Consider the following 18422-nt stretch of genomic DNA (forward strand, 5'->3'; position numbering starts at 1 on the left):
CAGCAACGTTTTCTGGCATAGCAATGGACTCAGACAATCCAAGCGAATCGCCATCCAATTTGATAAGCCAACAGTCGTGTTTATTAGTCTATTTTTTAGAAATCCCTATGGTGCTAGGATAATTTGGTTCACACGGCCTAGGAGCAATACGAAGCAAAAAATGGTTGCATCAAATTCATTCCATTTTCGATGCAACCATTTTTAAACGTCAATATTTACCGGACTACTATAATTTCGATTTCAGCTTCTCCTTTTTCGCGCGTCCCTTGCCCAGGTGTTTCAGCACATCTCCCAACGGCTCACCTTCCAAACTTTCTGGTACCTCTTTACTTTGTAATTGCTTTTTCAACCAATCGCTAAACATTGCATCAGTAATTTTCGTAACCTGTTTTTTTAATGCTTCAATTCGCTTTTGTGGAAGTCGTGTGTACAAATTAAATTCGATGCCACTTTCTGGATTAAGTCCATATATTGCATTCATTAAAATACGCACTTGGATGCTGTCATGAACCTCAATTTCACCAGCTCTATATTTATCAATAATATCTGCAACACGCGAATTACCTGTATTCGGATCCCAACATTTTTGTCCACCAACTTTTGACAACGGTTTACAGTAATCAAACATCGAAAACATCGCTACTTTACCAACCAAATTTCTTGGCATAATAATCTGCTGTAATGAGGCATACTCATTTAATAGCCCTGTATTTAGTGCCAATAATTGATCAATATAACTCTGATCAAAACCATATTTATCGAAAATACGCTTAAAAATAACCGATAGCTCTACTGCCCCTCCCGCTTGCACATTCTGAACAAAGTAATTCCATGTGCACTCACCAGGTATATCCACATTGCCAAATAATGGAATGTTAGCTGATAATAAAACATTTTTAGTAGAATCTTGTCGTATCTCGCTATACTCTCTTGGTGGCTTTGTATTCAGGTATTCCCTGACTGTCTGCATTCGCGCAGCATCTTTAAAAAACCGGGTAAAAATAAAAGATTTAAATCGATTGTCATCAACAAATAAACGAATTAACTTGTATAATTCCTCAATAAAAAACTCATATATCCTGTATTCCCCTGGCTCGGATCGATAAAAAACGTATTTACCCTGTTGATACGCAATCTTTTCTGCGGCAATAGATTGCTGTGCAATTGGATCATTTTTTACGGTATAGCCCGGTTTGCCATATTTGCTCTTTTCACCGAATTCCTGCTCTATTTTTTCAGCAAATCGTTCATAATGTACCTCTGTTGGAATTGGTAATTTTTTTAATATGGCACTCACTGATTTTTCTGCACTTTTTTTACCTTCTTTCTCACTTGCAGGTTTAGGTGCAAGGTGACCAACTAATTTTTCTAATCGACGAACTGCTTTTTTCGTATCGCTTGTGTTTTCAGCTCGTTGTTCATGAGTTGGCGCTTTAAACTTCGTCTTACGTAATATCGCAAGCAATTCTGGAGAATTTTGTGCATAATCGAATACGTCAAATCCTGCTTTGTCTTGTATATGCGGATTTGCTCCGTGTTTTATTAACCACGCAACAATATTAATTTTAGGATTAATAACATATTCTATAAGTGGCGTTTCGCCTTGATCATTTGGTTTATTAACATCAAACTTAAAACCTGATGCTACTAACGATTGTAATAATTCGCTATTATCTTCATCCATTACTTTGGAAAAAATCTTTTCAGCAACTTTATCATCAAACTGCGCACCTCTATCAAGTAACAATTTAGTTATAGCTAAATCGTCAGCTACCGATAATGGAGTCCGGCCCCCTGCATCCTTCACATTTATGTTGGCACCTTTATCAAGCAATAATTTAATCGTACCTAAAAAATCACCTTTAACTAATCCCCGCAATAAGATAAAGCTCGCTGTAAACAATGCGGTTCTACCTGATTGATCCGCCGCTTCAATCTTGGCACCTCTATCAAGCAACAATCTAACTATCTCCTTGTTACCATGACTAGACGCCGACCTTAGTGGCGTATCACCATACTTACCCATTGATTCAATATTCACTCCTTGATCCAACCAATACTTTACAGACTCAATACGTCCTTCATCAATTGCATCAAAAATATCTTCCGTACCCGCAGGATCAGCTTGCATTCCAAACAATGGCATTCCGCCATACAAAGCAATCATTAAAATATACGTAAATATCTTTTGTAACTTCATCACTCCCCCTGGATAATAAAATAATAATATCTACAATCAAATCGAAATAACTCTGTGAATATACCGATACTAGCGATAAGAAAACAACATTACTCTATTTTTGATCCAACCATTTTTAAAAACAGATCTATTTCCCCTTGCGATTGTAACGTGTATACAATTTTTTTAGATGCGTATGCATCAAGGAGCCCTTTGATCATGGGCAAATCTTGACCCTTAAACTTCCATACTACGGTTAAAAATCGTAAGAAATTCCAATTGAATGCTTCTGGACATTGTTTTGCGCTACTTGGCGTTTCTTGGCCATAATAAGAAGTAAATCGTTTAAATATTCGCCAAAAACAAAGATACCGCGGCATGTCTAAAAAGATGATCATATCCGCTTGAGATACTCGATATTCCAAAAGAGGCAAACACATCCCTTCAATAATCCATGCATCTCGTTCGCACAGTTCATCATGCACAATTTTAAACTCGTTAAGATCTGGCATTACCCAATTCGGTTTCCAAAAATATTGATCAAGATGATACACCGGAAGATGAAATAATGTATGCAATTTACGTGCAAGTACTGATTTGCCAGAACCTGCATTACCAATTATCGTTATCTTTTTTATCTGTTTCATAGTTACAACCCATTTTACATGATTAGATCATATCTTCTTGATTTACTTACTCACCAATCTATAACGTATTACCGTAATAGGTATCTATATATCAAAATTGGAGATTATATGAATCACACACCTCAGAACCATACCGACCATACAGCAAATCAGTACACACTAAAAAACTTTTTACCGCTTATCATCATAATCAGCAGTATCATCTTGTTTACCGTAGCAAAGCAACTTTTTTATGGCTTTGACGTTAATAATGCCATGCTGGATTGCATGGCAGGATTTTTTATCATATTTAGCTTATTTAAAATAAGTAACCTGCGTAAGTTTGCTGATGCATATAGTATGTATGACATCATTGCGCAACGCTCACGCGCATACGCATACCTCTATCCTTTTATTGAACTTAGTTTAGGAATAAGTTATTTGTTTCATTTCCAACTGCCGCTCATTAACTGGATCACTTTATTTCTCATGACCATAAATAGTATTGGGGTTATTCGTGCACTCACACAGAATAACCCAATCACCTGCGCATGTTTAGGAGCCGTTTTTAAAATTCCTATGACCTATGTCACACTCGCGGAAGATAGCATCATGGCAATAATGGCGTTAGTGTGGTTAGCCCGGTATTACCAACTCTAATTGGTAATAAGAGAGAGCGAGAAAGGGGTAACAATGGCACACAATTTTTTTGTTTTTTTCTTATTGTTTTTCAGTTGTTTTGCTTACGCAGAAACATATAACCATACGAGTGCAGTTTCTTTTTGCTCAACAGAGGCAGAGAAAAAAATTGGTCCAAATGGACTGCCGCAAACACCTGGGTTTTATTGTATAACGGGGCCGGGAGGCTCTGGATCTTCGCATGATGGATCTTCAAAGTGTAGAAACTCTACACGCGCTCGTTCACATTGTGCACTTGATATTAGTAAGCTCTCTCACCGTCAGGCAGCTCTGCTATATAACAGTTCTCCAGCCTACCGTGAACTTATAAAAAATGGCGCCAAAATCATTAGTTATAGGGATTTGGCATATCAAAAATTGTCTCGGGAGGAAATCAATCTTTATCCTACTGTGTATTGTGATAATGCATCAGGAGCATTGATACAATTTCATCCATTACATTTAGTGCATAATCCTCGCGCATGTGCACACTGGACGCTCCAGACCTATTGGGAAGGGCTGGGGACGCTATTTGCGGATTTATATTCAGTAGATGAAGATGTTAGTTTGCGGTCAGAATATAAATATTTTGGTTGTAGCGATACGTTTAAATGGTATGTGCATGATAGTTGTCGATATGCAATTGTGCAACAATGGCCCTTGTATGATTATCCAGCCTTTTGGGAATTTCTTAAACAGTATCCTGATTATCAACAATGCATAATCGCGGTGCAGGATCTTATAAATCGTGATGAATCAGTACGCAACCAGTTATCTGCGCAAGCAAGAGAAAAAATAGCTGTCGAGACAACAAGGATTATTGCATATCACCAAGCAGCCCACGCACGTGCAGTACAGGAACAGCATAGGCGTGACGAGGAGGCAAGATTAGCGGCGCGCAAGCAACAACAAGAATATGAGCAGAAGCTGTTGCAAGAAGAAGTAGAAAAGCAGGAAGAAATAAGACAGCTGGAGATGATACAAGACCTGTTACGCACCCAGTATAACTGTCTAGAGTCTCAGCAGTGCGGTAATAAAAATCGGTTACAGCACCTACGAAATGGATTTGTAGCGGTACAGACGGTAATTAATGGTAATGATGTATCAATATTAGTTACCAGAGAATTGAACAATAAAGCAATAAGGATCTTACATGATTTGGATATAGATGCGCAAGAATTTGTGAGCTGTTTTGGTAATGCAATAGTCACTGCAAAGCATGAAGAAATTATAGATATTACCAATACATTCGGTGAGCTTAGTGTACAACCGAATCTACATAAATTTTCATCTATAATGTGCGGCTTTGCTAACAATGCGCAAACATGCAATAAAAGTGGAGATATTAAAGAAGCCAGTGCAATTGCAGATTTTTGTTGGGATATGCTTGAGTGCTCCCAGGCATTTACGGGAGGCATTTTTGATGGTATCAAAGCCATAGGATATTCAATAGGGGATTTAGCGACTAAGCCTCGTGCAACAATCAAACATGCAGCTGGCGCACTCAAAAGAGCGGCTGCATTTATAGAAGATATTATTATGCATGCAGAATATTTTAGTGATGAGTGCGAGACGCAGATATTGTCGCAGTTTGCTGGCGTTAAACATAACTATCCAAAGGATGAATTAGAGGCATATACAGACAAACTGGTGCGGATGGGAGATGCCTTGGAGGCTGCCGGTCACCGTTTAAATAATAAACTCAGCAAAATGTCGGTTCCAGAAAAATTAAGAATGTGTACATCACTTGGTGTTGAATTATGTTTGACGCCCGTTGTATACGATAAATTGTTGCGTGGTGCTGGCTTGCTATGCAGGCAGGTTGCTCCATACATAAAAGAAGCGTTGCAAAGAATCCCAAATACCGTGCCTACGGAACATTTGCTTATGTGTGCAGAAGGTGGGGCTGAGGTTGAAGCTACGCTTGAAGCAACAAAAATCTTTGAAAAAGCAGCTGAAACAGAAAGTAAAATTGCTGGAATTACTGGTGGCGGGAAAAATATTGGTAATATAATACCGAAATTTGCCGAGTTGGATGCTGCTATTGGCGATCTTGCAAAATTGGAAAGAGCGGCGGAAGCAATAAAGAATATTGAAGGTGCTGAAAAATTATTAGAGACTTTATATAAAACTGGGCACAAAGGTGGAAAAGTTGGGGGATTGGGCACTGCTCGTGGCGCTGCGTACGAAATTGAAAAGGCGTATGATTTGATGCAGAAAGGGGAAGAAATAGTAGAAATAGGAAAAATCTTAATAGGAAGTGCTGGGCGGCGAGAGTTTGATATTGCCACTAGGACAAAGCTTATAGAATGTAAAAATATTGATTGGGCAAAAAAAGTTAGTGATCCAGGTAATAAGATGGGAGGTATATTTGGTGAGCAGGCTAAAATAGCAAGAGAGTGCGGTAAGATTTTTGAAATACATTCAAAACAGCCGATTCCTGGACATTGGAAAGATTGGTTCAATGAAAAAAATATTATTTTTGTAGAAGGGTAATGAGATGAGTATGAGTTACGCAGTTGAAGCTGTCTTGGGAGTTCCTTATAATAGGGACAGTATTTTACACATGCTTGAGCGCGGGAAGCAATTGGAAGTGGTTTTTTTTTATCGAGATGGTGAAGACTATGAGCCATTTCGCCATCTAAGCGCCGCAGAAGGAGCAGAGCTTTTATTATCGACTGATCCCCAAATAATTTATGATGGCGGACCAATTTTACATGCGCATATTGAAGATGTTTTATTTTGGATAAGAATTCAAAAAAAAGATGAGAATGCTATATGTTTTTCTTTAGAGTCAATTGGGTCTTCAAGAGAAAGACCTTTTTATAATAGTGGTCGTGACGCATGCCATGTGAATTTTGATCGGTATATACGGTTATTATTAAAATGGTGTGCTGGTCTTTGTATAGAAAGTTTATGGACATTACAGTATTGAAAACGGGAAACGTTAATGATTGTAAAAGCTAGAATTGAGATTGAAAATTCAGAATATGATTTTAAGAGGCATATTAAATCAATAATTTGGAATGGGGCTCGTTGTGGATGTATATATTCTCCTGATAAAAATTTTAGTCAAACGCCCATTGCGCAAGTGCAGGATTATATTTATACATCTTTAAAAGCTGAAATTCCTGCAACTTTTTATGCTATGAAAGAAAATTATTTGATGGAGATTATAATAGAATGTAATCAGACGGGTGATTTTATAACAATAGTTCCTATTGCTCCTTTTAAAAAAATATCCAACAGTGATGATTTAGTAGATTTGGGTTTTTATGTTTTAACCTGTGTTGAGTTATGTTCTGATTTTATTATTTACGAATTAAAGAGTAGCAGAACAGAGTCTGAAATAGAGTTTGAATACGATTTTTAAGGAGGCAAGAACAAGGACTGCGTTTTACAAATGATTTCACCGCCTATATCGCCCAGTTATTTGTGCTTGCGCTACAATATTTTTTTGCATCACTTTTTGAAACTGTTGCGCTGTATAAGGGGCTTTTAATCCATTATTTTGCAAGAGTTTTTCGACAGAGAGATTCATTGCAAACAATGTAAACTGATAAGTATGCTCACCCTTACCTTGTGGAGGGCATGGCCCTTTATAACAAGCTTCATTATCATCATTAGGCAATTCAATAATAGTGCGATTAACAGCATTTGCAGGAGCACCGGATCTTGATATACCTTGTGGTAACTCTGTCACGGTTGCAGGCATAAGCGCAATCCAGTGAACGAAGGTTTTACCCACAGCTTTTTGCGCATCTGGATCATCAACAATTAATACATAACTTTTTACTGCTGCTGCATCAGAAACCTCCCAGCTTAATGCAGGAGAAATATTTTCTCCGTCACAACTATATTGCTGCGGAATTTTTCCACCATTATTAAAAGAGGTTGTGGTTAATGTAAGTTGTAATTGCGGCATGGCAAAGCCACTAAATATACAACCGATAATGCCCAACGAAACTAGCAGCATGCCTGAAATAATCAATTTTTTCTTCATACGTCCTCCTCTCCGCCATAACTCTAATGAGCTATGACGTGACCATCAAACTATTCGCTCTCTCATAGAAAACTGTATAACCATACTATAATCAAAATAACCAATGCAATAATACTCTCTATAGCTCACCATACAATAAAAATATTACCCAATGCTATTGTTAAAACGAGAAAATATGGTACGATCCTATTCAAGTACCTTTTATATGTGAGATATAATTATATGTTATTACATTCTGTTCTTTTCCTTTCTATGTCTTCTATGTCCCGCTCGGGACTATAATTTTGTATCTCTTTACACCTAATTTATTACTTTCGCAATTAAACATATTCGTTGAGGTACTATGATATTAATCAGTTTTTTACCCATTTTATTATTTGTTTTTACTTATGTTGGCAGCGGCATTTATTTTTCTTATACCGGAGTCAATAATGCCTTCTATCAATTATCCCCGACTGTTGCGATTCTACCCGCTATCATATTCGGATGGATCATTCATAAGGGCACTACCAACCAAAAAATGAACCAGTTTCTTGACGGCGTGCGTCATCCTGACATTATCACCATGTGTATCATTTTCATACTTGCAGGGGCATTCAGTACGGTAACAAGTGCAATCGGCAGCGTAGACGCCACCATAAACTTGGCACTATCTCTTATCTCTCCACAATTTCTCTTAATTGGGCTTTTTATAACTGCTGCATTTATCTCAACTGCAATCGGCACATCCATGGGAACTATTGCAACCATTGCTCCCATTGCTGCAGGACTGATTCAACAAGGTGCATTTTCAGCACCAATTGGCATGGCAACTGTAGTAGGAGGCGCAATGTTTGGTGATAACTTGTCAATCATTTCTGATACAACCATTGCTGCAGTAATGTCTCAAGAAGCTGATATGAAAGCAAAATTACGGATAAACGGGATTGTCGCTTGTTTTGCGTCAATGGTAACACTCATCATTTTATTCTTTGTACAAGATGCAGATATTGCGATTCCACATCAACCATATTCTCTCCTGCTTATTGCCCCGTATTTATTACTGATTGCTCTTGCCATTTCAGGCATCAACGTTTTTGTTGTACTTATGTCTTCTCTTGCCTTTGCCGGATGCGTTGGCGCTCTCCATCATGGGTATACACTGCTCAGTTTTAGCAACGATATAGTAAAAGGATTTGCGAGCATGCATGAAATCATGCTCCTTTCATTAATGGTTGGAGGTCTTTCAGGACTTGCAGGAAAAGATATTCATGCCTTTGCAACTCACCTTGCACAATGGATTTCAAAAACTCGCAATCCACAAAAATATGCTCAACTTGCTATTGCTGCTATCGTTTCTATCTTTGTCTTTTTATTTGCAAACAATACCATAGCAATTATTTTTAGCGGAGTTATAGCACGTGATATAGCCAAACAATATCAGATACCGCCGCATTATAGCGCCGCATGGCTCGATATCTTTTCGTGTGTATTTCAAGGATTAATCCCGTACGGCGCACAAATCCTCCTTGCCAGCAGTATTGCAGGCATTTCCCCACTCAATATTGTACCGCACGTCTATTACTGTTATGCACTTGGAGTCGTGTCAGTTGTATATATTGCTACCCATCAATCGCTTAAAATAAAGCAGATGCAACCTATATCTTAATAACTACAAAAGGCTCACCTCCGTGGGCCTTTTTAACAATATATTTTCCAAGTCTTTTAGATATAATAAATATAGTAAGCAGTCATTTCATCTAAAAAACTATTGAGGAGTATCTATGCAATTATCATTTCTCATAAAAACCTACCTCTTCACCCTTCTCTTTGCGCCTTTATCGCCTTTATATGCAACTAATTCACACAAACAAGAACCAACTGATCTATTTTTTTATAAAAATGGCCCTTTAAGTTTTCAAGGTTCTTACGAGGCAAAATTAATTTTATTAAAAGAGATGAATAAATCTGAAATCGAAGACAAAGAACAGCTCTTTACTGGATTGGATTATCTAGCAAACCTCATCAAACAATCCCTAGCCCGAATTATTATTAAACATGGAAACATTGTTGCACTATTTCCACCAGAAGGACCTACAGCAAAATTATCACTTGCTATCGAGCTGACAGAAAGTGCTACTCCGTCTGAATTCCATGCAACAAAAATATACAATGTTACTATTACTGGTAAACAACACCTCACCCCAGAAGAACAAAAACAGTACAAGGAATTTACCGCTGAATGTGAAACGCTTTCCCTGCAAAGCTGTGATATGTTATTAGATTTTTTAGCTACATATAGCCATATTTTACACTTCAATCTTAATGAATATCCTATTGCTTTAGATATCGAACTATACATACGCCAATCAAAAGAGTAATAAAAAGAGCCTGCTATAACACAGGCTCTTTTTATTATTCTTTTCTTTTTTATTACCTTACATACCACAAGCCCACTTAATCGCTTCTTGCTGTGGATCCTGCATTGCATACAACAAATCGCTCCAGCCGCATGCTTGGGCAAACAAAGTAGTTTGATACATACCGTCTACGCAATTAAATGGACAGTACATTGCAGAACCATTTGCAACCCCCGCTGTTTTATAACCGCCACAACACGTGATAATCATTTTATCGTGCGCCTGTTTTAAACCCTGTAGTGCATCAATAACCGTAAATAACTGATCCGTCTGGCCTGATAATGCTAGTTGCTGGACAAAAATATCAAAAAATTCAATGACATCTGTATAGATTGGCCAAATGCAAAAACGCGGCGTCAACACCCGCGTTGCATTAAATACCTCCTGGCAATTTGGAAGCTGACGCATATAATCAATCAACGTATTCATTGCCGTACAAACTTCATACACGTATATAAGATCAAATGCAGAATAGGTATACTGACCAGAATCATCATGTTCATCATAATATGCATCACATCCATTCACTATTCCCGCTGCAACAGTTCGCGGTGTATTATGAGCACTATTAAGAACTGCCGCTAATGCTTGATAATCAAATCCATCTTTCAACGAGCAGCTTTGACACCCCACCATATATCGCGCAAATGGAGCCAATTGATATGCAATTTCTATCATCCCCCCCATACAAGTATCAAACGCCAATACATCTAGTGATTTACCGCCTAAACAATCCTGCGTAGCAATTTCAAACCCTGCCACCAAATCTTGGTTCGTAAGGTACTCCTTTGTGGTGTGATTAAACATAAATCCTCTATGTTGCACATGATTACCAATCATTGCATGTTTATTAACGGGGCAGCTCACCGCACATGCATCACCGTCTATATAGTATGCCTGATCGTGCTCATCCCATTGCGGATCCATAATACCCCAACCATGATTTGAAAAAATAAGCATAGTATGATCAGCAGTATGGCCAGCAAAACCCCATGTTGCTGCATCCACAAAGTCCTGACACGAATCATCGCTCAACGCTACTTCTTCTATAAATTGCAAACCTTTATCGGTGATTTTATATCGTAATCCAACATTGTAATATGCATGCAACTGCAAAAAAAATTCAACCGAATCGTTTGGCTTTCCCCGCATCATATCCGTAATGTTTTTCATAATCATATCCGTTAAATTATCGCTTGAATCACTGTACATAAGCACGCGCCAACTACCAGCTGACACAAATGATGCGCTACAAAATACCGCAAGTACCACCGATAAAAACGACACTCTTTTGATCATTCCAACTCTCCTTAATTTGAATAGTTTTAAAATTTTATAAAAATATACAGGTCATTTTTAGCATACTAACGTATATGTATGCAATATTATCACACAAAGCAAAAAGGATATTTATGCAAACACTGAGTAAAAACAACAATCATAAAAAAACATTATACCAATTACTTAATCTCTACACATCCGACCAAATCAACGCCAAAAATTTCAGTGAAGAATATGTCAATTACTATGATCCGAATGCAGTAAATTTTACACCAGACGAAGTACAAGCTTTTTCTGAATTAACAAATGCTATCCATCTACTTGCCCCATCGCAAGCGGAATTAGAACGATACCCAGATGTATATATTTCAGACCACAGACTCAAAGAAATCGCCTTTAATATCAAGAAAACTCTCCAACATTATTACAAAGAATATAATATTGGACATCAATGTTTTTTTTGCGATAAACCCATCATGTCATCTCATATTGATCCCTGTCGTATGCATGTTAAAATCCCTATTGAAGGCACACGGCAGTGTCATCAATATTTTTTTTGCCATGTAAAATGTGTAGAAAAACGAGTAACTCTAAAAGCATATTTTGACCTGCCATATCTGGGAGATTACCATGAAGAAGGCGAAAATTCAGAGGAATCGGTATGAATAATAATATAATATTTACTTGTATCTGCTGCTTTTGTGAGGGAAAAATCTCTTGCGACGACAGCAATGTATGTGCTCTAAGATTTACCAGTAACATCGATAAAGAAGAAAGCAAACAACATAAAAGCTCACTGTGCTGCCATTTAGAATGTCTTAAAAAGCAGACAACCCCAATAATAGCTGAGCAGCTCTCACATTTTGCATGTGATCATACATAAATTCTCCATTTACACAGTAGCCCTCTTTTTTTTATACTATGATCTGCATAAAATAAAACACAATCAAGCAAACATGTATAACTTCATAGCAAAGGAAGGAAAATGAAAATCACGCTTGGTGAAGAAACAATAGAACTGAATGAAGAATCATTAAAATTTCAATGCTGCTTTTGCGAAGAGGATCTTGCTCCCTCTCCATGTGATCCTTGCTGCCTCAATGTTGTAATTAATATCGATAAAGAGCAAGATAAGATGCGTAATCAATTTTTTTGGTGCCATCTTGAATGCATAAACAATCAATTAGCTGCATCAACTTCACTATGGTCGCGTATAAAAAATAGTATTCATAAACTATTTACTGCAGAAAAAATATCCACGGTAAAATATGTATGTTGTTTTTGTAAAACGAACATACTGACATCACCTGTTGATCCATCTGCTATCAGCATTATGCCAAATGATGATCAAGAGAATAAACCACCTGAACAATACTATTCCTGTCATCTTGCCTGCCTAAAAAAGGCAATGTTGCCGACCATGCCTTTATATCTAGAAGATTTAGGATATGAAGAAGAAAACAATAGAAACTGAAAAAGGAACATTATGAAATTATATACCATCATACTCTCCCTCCTCATATCTTTTACCGCACATGCAATACCACTTTTCGATGCATTTCCCGATCTTACATCTAAAATTCAATATGTAGCACTTGCAAACCTACCAACACCAATACAGCGATGTAACGGCTTAGAAAAAGCGTTAGACTATAACTCCATTTTTATAAAACGTGATGACCTGACCGGATCGCAAGATCTTTATGGCGGTAACAAAGTTCGTAAATTAGAGTTTTTACTTGCAGATGCAATAGATCAAAACGCAACCGATGTCATCACCTTTGGGTGCACCGGCACAAATCATGGACTTGCTACTGCATGCTACTGCAAACAGTTAGGGCTCAATTGCACGCTGATGTTAAAGCATCAACCTAATTCACCTGTAGTACGTCAGAACCTTCTTTTAGATTATTATTTTAATGCTATAACTACCATTTTCCCTTCTCATAAAGATAGACAAGCAGCTTTAGAAGCTATGCTGGAAAACAATAAAAATGCATATTTTATTCCAACCGGCGGATCAAACCCTCTTGGCGCTTTAGGCTTTGTAAATGCGGCGTTTGAACTAAAAGAACAGATTAAAAATGGTAGCATGCCTGAGCCAGATTTTATATATGTTCCGACTGGCAGCTGCGGCACCACTGCAGGACTTTTGTTAGGACTTACGCTTGCAAACATACAATCAAAAGTAGTGGCTGTTCTGGTAGAACCAGAAGAAGTAGAAGATGCCTATAAACATTATATAAGAAAACTGTTTATCCAAATTAACGAGCTACTAAACAGTTATTCTTCTACAGTTCCATTGGTATCGTTTCCCCGCAATCAGATGATTATCAACAAAGATTTTTGTGGTACAGAGTATGGCCAATGGTTACGCTCTGGTGATGATGCAGCGCGACTACTAAAAGGGACAGAAAATATTATCGTTGAAGGAACGTACTCTGCAAAACCAATCGCCGCTCTTATTGCCGATATTGCCAATAATGCAAGAAGCAAAGATCAAGTGGTTTTATTGTGGAATACCTACTGCGGACTTGATTTCTCTCATCTTACAAAACAAGTGGATTATAAAAAGCTCAATCCTGATGTGCAGAGTTACTTTGAAGATGCACAACTGGTCGATATACAAAAACTGTATCCCAACATACAACTCGATTTAAAGTTTGCGACCACTGATAATTTTACTAAAAAGAAACTATACAACTCATATCAATGCTTACTCATAAAACCCGTAGCAGAAGCTCTTAATAACGCAGCGCAAGAATTTGCAACCCTTGGCTACACCGTAAAAATTTGGGATGGATATCGACCACCAAGAGTTTCCGCTCAGCTATGGCAAGCGATGCCCAATGAAGATTTTATTGCTGATCCTAAAAAAGGGGGAGCTCGTCATAATCGCGGATGTGCTGTAGATCTTACTTTAGTTGATAGCAATAATGTTGAGCTGGATATGGGTACATACTTCTGCCATTTTTCTCCGAAAGCGTTCCGAAATTACCTCGATCTTCCTGAACAAGTGCTTCGTAACAGAAAACTACTTGAAACGGTGATGGAAAAACATGGCTTTGTCGGGCTACCTACTGAATGGTGGCATTTTGATTATCAAGATTGGCTGCAATATCCAATTCTTAACGTGGATTTGTAATTTTGTATCCGCTCAAATAGTATGTAACGATAAAGGCCAACGAGTGTGTTGGCCTTTTTTAATATAATAATTATTTGATAATTCCAGTTTCTCGTAGCATTTTCATTCCTTCACGATCTTTTTTGCGCTTCTCATACTGCTCTTTAACTTTTGCATCCACTTCTGCTTCAAACGGTTTTAATTTTTCTGGAACGTGCGTTTTCGTTGACAGCAATTTCACGATTGCAAAACTAAGCTGTCCATAAGCTTGCAGACCATCTTTGAGAGCTCTACCTAATTCTTCTGCGGGCATATTATTAAACACCTCTAACATCGCAGGAAAATCACCGGTACGGCACAACGCTTCAAAAAGCAATCCATTTTTCACCAACTGATTTTGTCTCTCTTCCGTCAGCATTAACTCTGCTTGTTTTTCTAGTGCATTGAATTCTGCCTCAGCAACCGCACCTTGTTTTTTAAGAAGCTCTTCTGTTGCTTTTCTGACTTCAGCAGACCCTTTTAGAAATGGATTTTTTTTCACTTCCTCATCTTGCATAACAGTTCGGTAATTCGTGACCGTAACAAGACTTGAAGTTGATAACTTTCCCTCTGCATCCAGTACAGAAGTGCACTGTACATTCGATATTACTAAACAACTCAACAATAAAAAAGATGAATAATGGTGTTTCATAATAAGATCCTTTGTTATAGAACGTTTAAAATAAGATCTTTTGTAGCATATTTTTTTCTAAAAAGAAACATAAGTCCCACAAACATTTTATTTGCCAACCAACTGCTCAATCATAGCAACCGCATCATAGATCATCTGCTCCACATCAGCTTTTGGTTCAGAAAAATTTTGTAACACATAATCCGGCACCGCTTCTCTGTGCTGTGGTCGCCCAATGCCACACCGCAAACGCATGAACTCCATGCCACCCGCTTGTATAATGGAACGCAAGCCATTATGACCTTTGGCGCTACCACCCATCTTTGTTTTTACTGCACCAAATGGTAACTCTAATTCATCATGCACTACCAATATTTGACCGATTTCAATGCCTTGCTTGCGCAGGAGAGGTACAACGCGACCAGAATCATTCATAAATGTCTGGGGCTTTACCACGATAATTTTTTTCATACCCATGCGAATTTCTGCAGTATGCATCACTGATTGTTCTACCCATGATCCAGCAATAGTATCCACCAACATATCCGCAACTAAAAAACCGATATTGTGACGATTATAGGTATATTTTTTTCCTGGATTACCAAGTCCAATAATCGCTTTAATATCCCAATTTAATGGAATTTCCATAGACATCCTTGACCTACGCTATTTATTATCGCCAAAAAAAAGACGGTTATAAGAATAACCGCCTTTTTACATTTTTACTTGTTTTTATTTTACGCTGTCGCCGCTGCTGTTTTTGCAGGTGCTTTTTTATTCGATGCCACAAACTGCTTGTCCATTGACTGGATCAAATCATTGGTAATCATAGCACGTTCAGATGCATAAACGGTTCGACCTGTGTATACATCTTGCACCACATCGTACTTATTATTTTGCGCCAGCGTTGTAATTGTTTTTTCTAATTCTACGCTCAATGCTTCTGTAGCTTGCTGCATTGCAAGTTTCAAATCATCTTCACATGTCTTTAATAACATTTCATACTCACGCTGCATCTTAACTATTTTTGCTTCTTCCTCATTGCGTGCGTTTTTATTGAGCGTTGATTCTTTGCTTTTGAACATTGCAACTGCTTGCTGAATTCTTGATTCTTCATTTTTTACTTTATTAGTTAATTCATCACGTTTAACTTCAAGCTCTTTTTGCACTTCTTTACCACGAGCCGACATCTGCATTGCGTCCATCGTGTTAACATAACGAACTTTCAAGTCAACAGTAACTTGCGAACTAGAAAGCAGGGCATCCATAGAAATGGCCTCTGTAGTTGATGATTTTACTGGCGCTATTTTTTCTGCTGGTTTTGCTACTGGAGCCATACCTGCATTAATAGATGCGCAATTTACTAATAGAAAAGCAGACAGGAGGTTTTTATTATAATTCATGAGAAATCCTTTCACTCACAAAACAAAATAACTATTGTATAATTAACTCCCTGATGATACCTCTTTCCCTTATTTAGTCAATTAACAATCCAAAGCGACCAGATTTTCTACGGTTTAATAAAAAAACGGATGAGATGCCAAACATGATATCTCATCCTTAAACCATTAATTCATACACTAAAGCAGTTCTATACTATCATCATAAAAATTATCATTCTTAACGCAGAAAAGGCATAACAAACAACAAATAGAATAGATTGTATAACCTCCATAAATCCCTAATGATGCTTCACACATACGTTTACCCCGCGACCCTTACCGTTCACGTTATGCAACATTCATGACGTGTACAATCACTGTACTTAAAGCAAAAAATGGTTTGCAATATTTTTTATAAAAAACTGAAAATTGCATCATAATGTAGCGACAACATGCCGTACATGATCGAGATTATCTATCACACGTCTTATCGAATACAGATCCAATAATGATCGGCGCATCTCCAGCACTGTGCCATTTAAAAATTCAATGATCACGTCCAACTCATGATCGTACCGTAACCGACTTGAGACTGTTGCGACAATCATTGCATCATACAAATCTAATAACACCACCCGCAATGCTGCAATTTCATACAAAGAATATCCATACAGGTATTCATAATCTTGTAAGAACGGATAAAATTCATCAGCTATTGCCACAAACAAACGTTGCATAGTTATCAGCGAACGATCATGTATTGGAGAAAACAGCATATGAAAATTACTCATCTCAGCGATTATATCTTCTACAATATAATAGGTATCAAGCACCAGTTCATCATATCCAACTTTATAACTACGATCCGTAACATCAATAGCATCAACTAACAGGTCAAAAAAATCATCTCTTAAAGCTCCAAATAATGGTGCTATCATTAACCCACTCATAACACATACTTTCATAAACAACGATCGACTCAAACAATTCACTGCAATACTCCTTCTTATAGAATAGATAATGACCATATATCACCCATCTTATAACAAGAAAAAAAATAAAATCATGTAAAATAAAAAAGACCATTCAAAGAATGGTCAAAATTATCCCTACAATGGTCCCCTAACCCTTATATATAAGGTCATGATAATTGATATATTTTTTTAAAAGCAAGAATCAGTAAAAAATAATAATTATCTACGAACCAATACCTTAGATAATGAATCAAATAGAGGGAGAACTTCTATCGCCGCCAAGAAATGCTTTGCTACTTCAATTGATGCACCATCCATGGAATATATATGATGAAGCGCAACCCATAAAGCCGCTACATGCGGCTCCACGATCGAATACCATTGATTAAAAGAATAGGTACTATCTCGACGATCTACTGCAAACATAATAAGACACAATTTTATCAATACAGCTGGCATCGTTAGATTTAAATTTTTATAAAAACCAGCCACAACCATAATTCTGGTCAGTACATTAAATAGAACATATTTATCAATTCTTTTTTGTATGCGTTCTGCATCTTGGTTTTGCACGAGGTATTCCAGATTTCGTTCTTCAGCGCCCCGCAATTGCTCCTCCAGGAGTCGGTTTCCCGGTCCTGCAGCAACCTCATCAGGAACTGCAATAGCCGCTCGACACATTGGACATGTCGAATTACGAATAGCTTGAAAGCAAGTCCCACATAATTTATGCTTACATGCAAGCTCAACGCGGGCATTCCCCCCTATACCTGCACCCATATTATCTTCATGACACACTGGACACATCTCTTGCTGAGCTACGCTTTTTTGCTCTTCTTGCCTTTCCGCATCGGCTGCACGTAATCCAGGCATGAAGCTACCGCCCAGCAATGCGACAGAAAATATGAAAAACCATTTTGATAAAACTTTCATAGAATAACCTCCTATTAAATAGATAACCTTTTTTATGCCTAACCCAGGCATGACCTGGACAGGCTATACATAAAATTATACCACCAATAATACAGTTTGAAAACAGCCCCCGCGGCCATACAGAACTCTTTACAGCACAAGAACATTATTTGTATGGTATGACTAAACATATT

19 protein-coding genes are annotated in these 18422 nt (G+C 37.6%); 10 read left to right on the plus strand and 9 right to left on the minus strand.

The features are described from left to right. Positions 1 to 226 precede the first annotated feature (226 nt). Together VGT41_01945 and VGT41_01950 are read right to left on the minus strand one after the other, a co-directional pair. Positions 227 to 2200, minus strand: coding sequence for an ankyrin repeat domain-containing protein (locus VGT41_01945; protein ID HEV2601037.1), 1974 nt, complete (start codon positions 2198 to 2200; stop codon positions 227 to 229). 89 nt (positions 2201 to 2289) lie between these two features. Continuing rightward, positions 2290 to 2826, minus strand: coding sequence for a hypothetical protein (locus tag VGT41_01950; protein ID HEV2601038.1), 537 nt, complete (start codon positions 2824 to 2826; stop codon positions 2290 to 2292). 108 nt (positions 2827 to 2934) lie between these two features. Here VGT41_01950 and VGT41_01955 point away from each other — a divergent pair, with 108 nt between their 5' ends. Genes VGT41_01955 through VGT41_01970 form a run of 4 tightly spaced genes read left to right on the plus strand, consistent with a single transcriptional unit; the run spans position 2935 to position 6856 of the window. Further along, positions 2935 to 3465, plus strand: a complete 531-nt coding sequence (locus VGT41_01955) for a MauE/DoxX family redox-associated membrane protein (GenBank protein ID HEV2601039.1) — start codon at positions 2935 to 2937, stop codon at positions 3463 to 3465. A 33-nt stretch (positions 3466 to 3498) separates the two neighbouring features. Beyond that, positions 3499 to 5979 carry a hypothetical protein gene (locus VGT41_01960; protein ID HEV2601040.1) on the plus strand — a complete coding sequence of 827 codons (2481 nt, stop codon included), beginning with the start codon at positions 3499 to 3501 and terminating at the stop codon, positions 5977 to 5979. 10 nt (positions 5980 to 5989) lie between these two features. Next, positions 5990 to 6418 (plus strand): hypothetical protein, encoded by a 429-nt coding sequence (locus tag VGT41_01965; GenBank protein ID HEV2601041.1) that lies wholly within the window; start codon positions 5990 to 5992, stop codon positions 6416 to 6418. 15 nt (positions 6419 to 6433) lie between these two features. Beyond that, positions 6434 to 6856 (plus strand): hypothetical protein, encoded by a 423-nt coding sequence (locus tag VGT41_01970; protein HEV2601042.1) that lies wholly within the window; start codon positions 6434 to 6436, stop codon positions 6854 to 6856. Positions 6857 to 6892: 36 nt separating this feature from the next. Here VGT41_01970 and VGT41_01975 read toward each other — a convergent pair whose 3' ends face one another. After that, positions 6893 to 7486, minus strand: coding sequence for a YbhB/YbcL family Raf kinase inhibitor-like protein (locus tag VGT41_01975; protein ID HEV2601043.1), 594 nt, complete (start codon positions 7484 to 7486; stop codon positions 6893 to 6895). Between the two features lie 343 nt (positions 7487 to 7829). On the opposite strand from VGT41_01975, the gene VGT41_01980 reads away from it, so the two are divergent. Continuing rightward, entirely contained in the window at positions 7830 to 9134 is a 1305-nt protein-coding gene (locus VGT41_01980; protein HEV2601044.1) for a Na+/H+ antiporter NhaC family protein, read from the plus strand. 115 nt (positions 9135 to 9249) lie between these two features. Then, positions 9250 to 9846 (plus strand): hypothetical protein, encoded by a 597-nt coding sequence (locus VGT41_01985; protein HEV2601045.1) that lies wholly within the window; start codon positions 9250 to 9252, stop codon positions 9844 to 9846. Positions 9847 to 9903: 57 nt separating this feature from the next. Here VGT41_01985 and VGT41_01990 read toward each other — a convergent pair whose 3' ends face one another. After that, positions 9904 to 11184 carry a clostripain-related cysteine peptidase gene (locus VGT41_01990; GenBank protein ID HEV2601046.1) on the minus strand — a complete coding sequence of 427 codons (1281 nt, stop codon included), beginning with the start codon at positions 11182 to 11184 and terminating at the stop codon, positions 9904 to 9906. A 113-nt stretch (positions 11185 to 11297) separates the two neighbouring features. On the opposite strand from VGT41_01990, the gene VGT41_01995 reads away from it, so the two are divergent. The 4 genes from VGT41_01995 to ddpX all read left to right on the plus strand — a co-directional run bounded on the left by VGT41_01995 (position 11298) and on the right by ddpX (position 14311). Further along, positions 11298 to 11831, plus strand: coding sequence for a hypothetical protein (locus VGT41_01995; protein HEV2601047.1), 534 nt, complete (start codon positions 11298 to 11300; stop codon positions 11829 to 11831). After that, on the plus strand, positions 11828 to 12049 hold the full coding sequence (locus VGT41_02000) for a hypothetical protein (protein HEV2601048.1): 222 nt from the start codon (positions 11828 to 11830) through the stop codon (positions 12047 to 12049). Before VGT41_01995 ends, VGT41_02000 begins: the two co-directional genes overlap by 4 nt. A 102-nt stretch (positions 12050 to 12151) precedes the next feature. Continuing rightward, the gene (locus tag VGT41_02005) at positions 12152 to 12640 is read left to right on the plus strand and encodes a hypothetical protein (protein HEV2601049.1); all 489 of its coding nucleotides are present in this window, start codon (positions 12152 to 12154) and stop codon (positions 12638 to 12640) included. A gap of 12 nt (positions 12641 to 12652) precedes the next feature. After that, positions 12653 to 14311, plus strand: a complete 1659-nt coding sequence (ddpX, locus tag VGT41_02010; protein HEV2601050.1) for a D-alanyl-D-alanine dipeptidase — start codon at positions 12653 to 12655, stop codon at positions 14309 to 14311. A 70-nt stretch (positions 14312 to 14381) separates the two neighbouring features. On the opposite strand, the gene VGT41_02015 is transcribed toward ddpX, so the two are convergent. From VGT41_02015 to VGT41_02035, 5 genes are all read right to left on the minus strand, one after another. Further along, positions 14382 to 14981, minus strand: a complete 600-nt coding sequence (locus tag VGT41_02015; GenBank protein ID HEV2601051.1) for a hypothetical protein — start codon at positions 14979 to 14981, stop codon at positions 14382 to 14384. Positions 14982 to 15068: 87 nt separating this feature from the next. Beyond that, positions 15069 to 15608 carry an aminoacyl-tRNA hydrolase gene (gene pth / locus VGT41_02020; protein ID HEV2601052.1) on the minus strand — a complete coding sequence of 180 codons (540 nt, stop codon included), beginning with the start codon at positions 15606 to 15608 and terminating at the stop codon, positions 15069 to 15071. A gap of 89 nt (positions 15609 to 15697) precedes the next feature. Beyond that, positions 15698 to 16363, minus strand: coding sequence for an OmpH family outer membrane protein (locus VGT41_02025; GenBank protein HEV2601053.1), 666 nt, complete (start codon positions 16361 to 16363; stop codon positions 15698 to 15700). A 413-nt stretch (positions 16364 to 16776) separates the two neighbouring features. Next, the gene (locus VGT41_02030) at positions 16777 to 17334 is read right to left on the minus strand and encodes a hypothetical protein (protein ID HEV2601054.1); all 558 of its coding nucleotides are present in this window, start codon (positions 17332 to 17334) and stop codon (positions 16777 to 16779) included. 201 nt (positions 17335 to 17535) lie between these two features. After that, a complete protein-coding gene (locus VGT41_02035; protein HEV2601055.1) occupies positions 17536 to 18249 on the minus strand; it encodes a hypothetical protein in 714 nt (237 codons plus the stop codon). Between the last annotated feature and the right edge of the window lie 173 nt (positions 18250 to 18422).

Source organism: Candidatus Babeliales bacterium (assembly GCA_035944115.1).
In the GTDB taxonomy this organism is placed as follows: Bacteria; Babelota; Babeliae; order Babelales; family Vermiphilaceae; genus DASZBJ01.

What these genes read in the sequence shown, in the direction of transcription:
- VGT41_01975 (HEV2601043.1), bottom strand. Translation starts at nt 7,486, where the DNA reads ATGAAGAAAAAATTGATTATTTCAGGCATGCTGCTAGTTTCGTTGGGC.
- VGT41_02000 (HEV2601048.1), top strand. Translation starts at nt 11,828, where the DNA reads ATGAATAATAATATAATATTTACTTGTATCTGCTGCTTTTGTGAGGGA.
- VGT41_01945 (HEV2601037.1), bottom strand. Translation starts at nt 2,200, where the DNA reads ATGAAGTTACAAAAGATATTTACGTATATTTTAATGATTGCTTTGTAT.
- VGT41_01995 (HEV2601047.1), top strand. Translation starts at nt 11,298, where the DNA reads ATGCAAACACTGAGTAAAAACAACAATCATAAAAAAACATTATACCAA.
- VGT41_02005 (HEV2601049.1), top strand. Translation starts at nt 12,152, where the DNA reads ATGAAAATCACGCTTGGTGAAGAAACAATAGAACTGAATGAAGAATCA.
- VGT41_02025 (HEV2601053.1), bottom strand. Translation starts at nt 16,363, where the DNA reads ATGAATTATAATAAAAACCTCCTGTCTGCTTTTCTATTAGTAAATTGC.
- VGT41_01950 (HEV2601038.1), bottom strand. Translation starts at nt 2,826, where the DNA reads ATGAAACAGATAAAAAAGATAACGATAATTGGTAATGCAGGTTCTGGC.
- pth (HEV2601052.1), bottom strand. Translation starts at nt 15,608, where the DNA reads ATGGAAATTCCATTAAATTGGGATATTAAAGCGATTATTGGACTTGGT.
- VGT41_01970 (HEV2601042.1), top strand. Translation starts at nt 6,434, where the DNA reads ATGATTGTAAAAGCTAGAATTGAGATTGAAAATTCAGAATATGATTTT.
- ddpX (HEV2601050.1), top strand. Translation starts at nt 12,653, where the DNA reads ATGAAATTATATACCATCATACTCTCCCTCCTCATATCTTTTACCGCA.
- VGT41_02035 (HEV2601055.1), bottom strand. Translation starts at nt 18,249, where the DNA reads ATGAAAGTTTTATCAAAATGGTTTTTCATATTTTCTGTCGCATTGCTG.
- VGT41_01955 (HEV2601039.1), top strand. Translation starts at nt 2,935, where the DNA reads ATGAATCACACACCTCAGAACCATACCGACCATACAGCAAATCAGTAC.
- VGT41_01965 (HEV2601041.1), top strand. Translation starts at nt 5,990, where the DNA reads ATGAGTTACGCAGTTGAAGCTGTCTTGGGAGTTCCTTATAATAGGGAC.
- VGT41_02015 (HEV2601051.1), bottom strand. Translation starts at nt 14,981, where the DNA reads ATGAAACACCATTATTCATCTTTTTTATTGTTGAGTTGTTTAGTAATA.
- VGT41_01980 (HEV2601044.1), top strand. Translation starts at nt 7,830, where the DNA reads ATGATATTAATCAGTTTTTTACCCATTTTATTATTTGTTTTTACTTAT.
- VGT41_01985 (HEV2601045.1), top strand. Translation starts at nt 9,250, where the DNA reads ATGCAATTATCATTTCTCATAAAAACCTACCTCTTCACCCTTCTCTTT.
- VGT41_01960 (HEV2601040.1), top strand. Translation starts at nt 3,499, where the DNA reads ATGGCACACAATTTTTTTGTTTTTTTCTTATTGTTTTTCAGTTGTTTT.
- VGT41_01990 (HEV2601046.1), bottom strand. Translation starts at nt 11,184, where the DNA reads ATGATCAAAAGAGTGTCGTTTTTATCGGTGGTACTTGCGGTATTTTGT.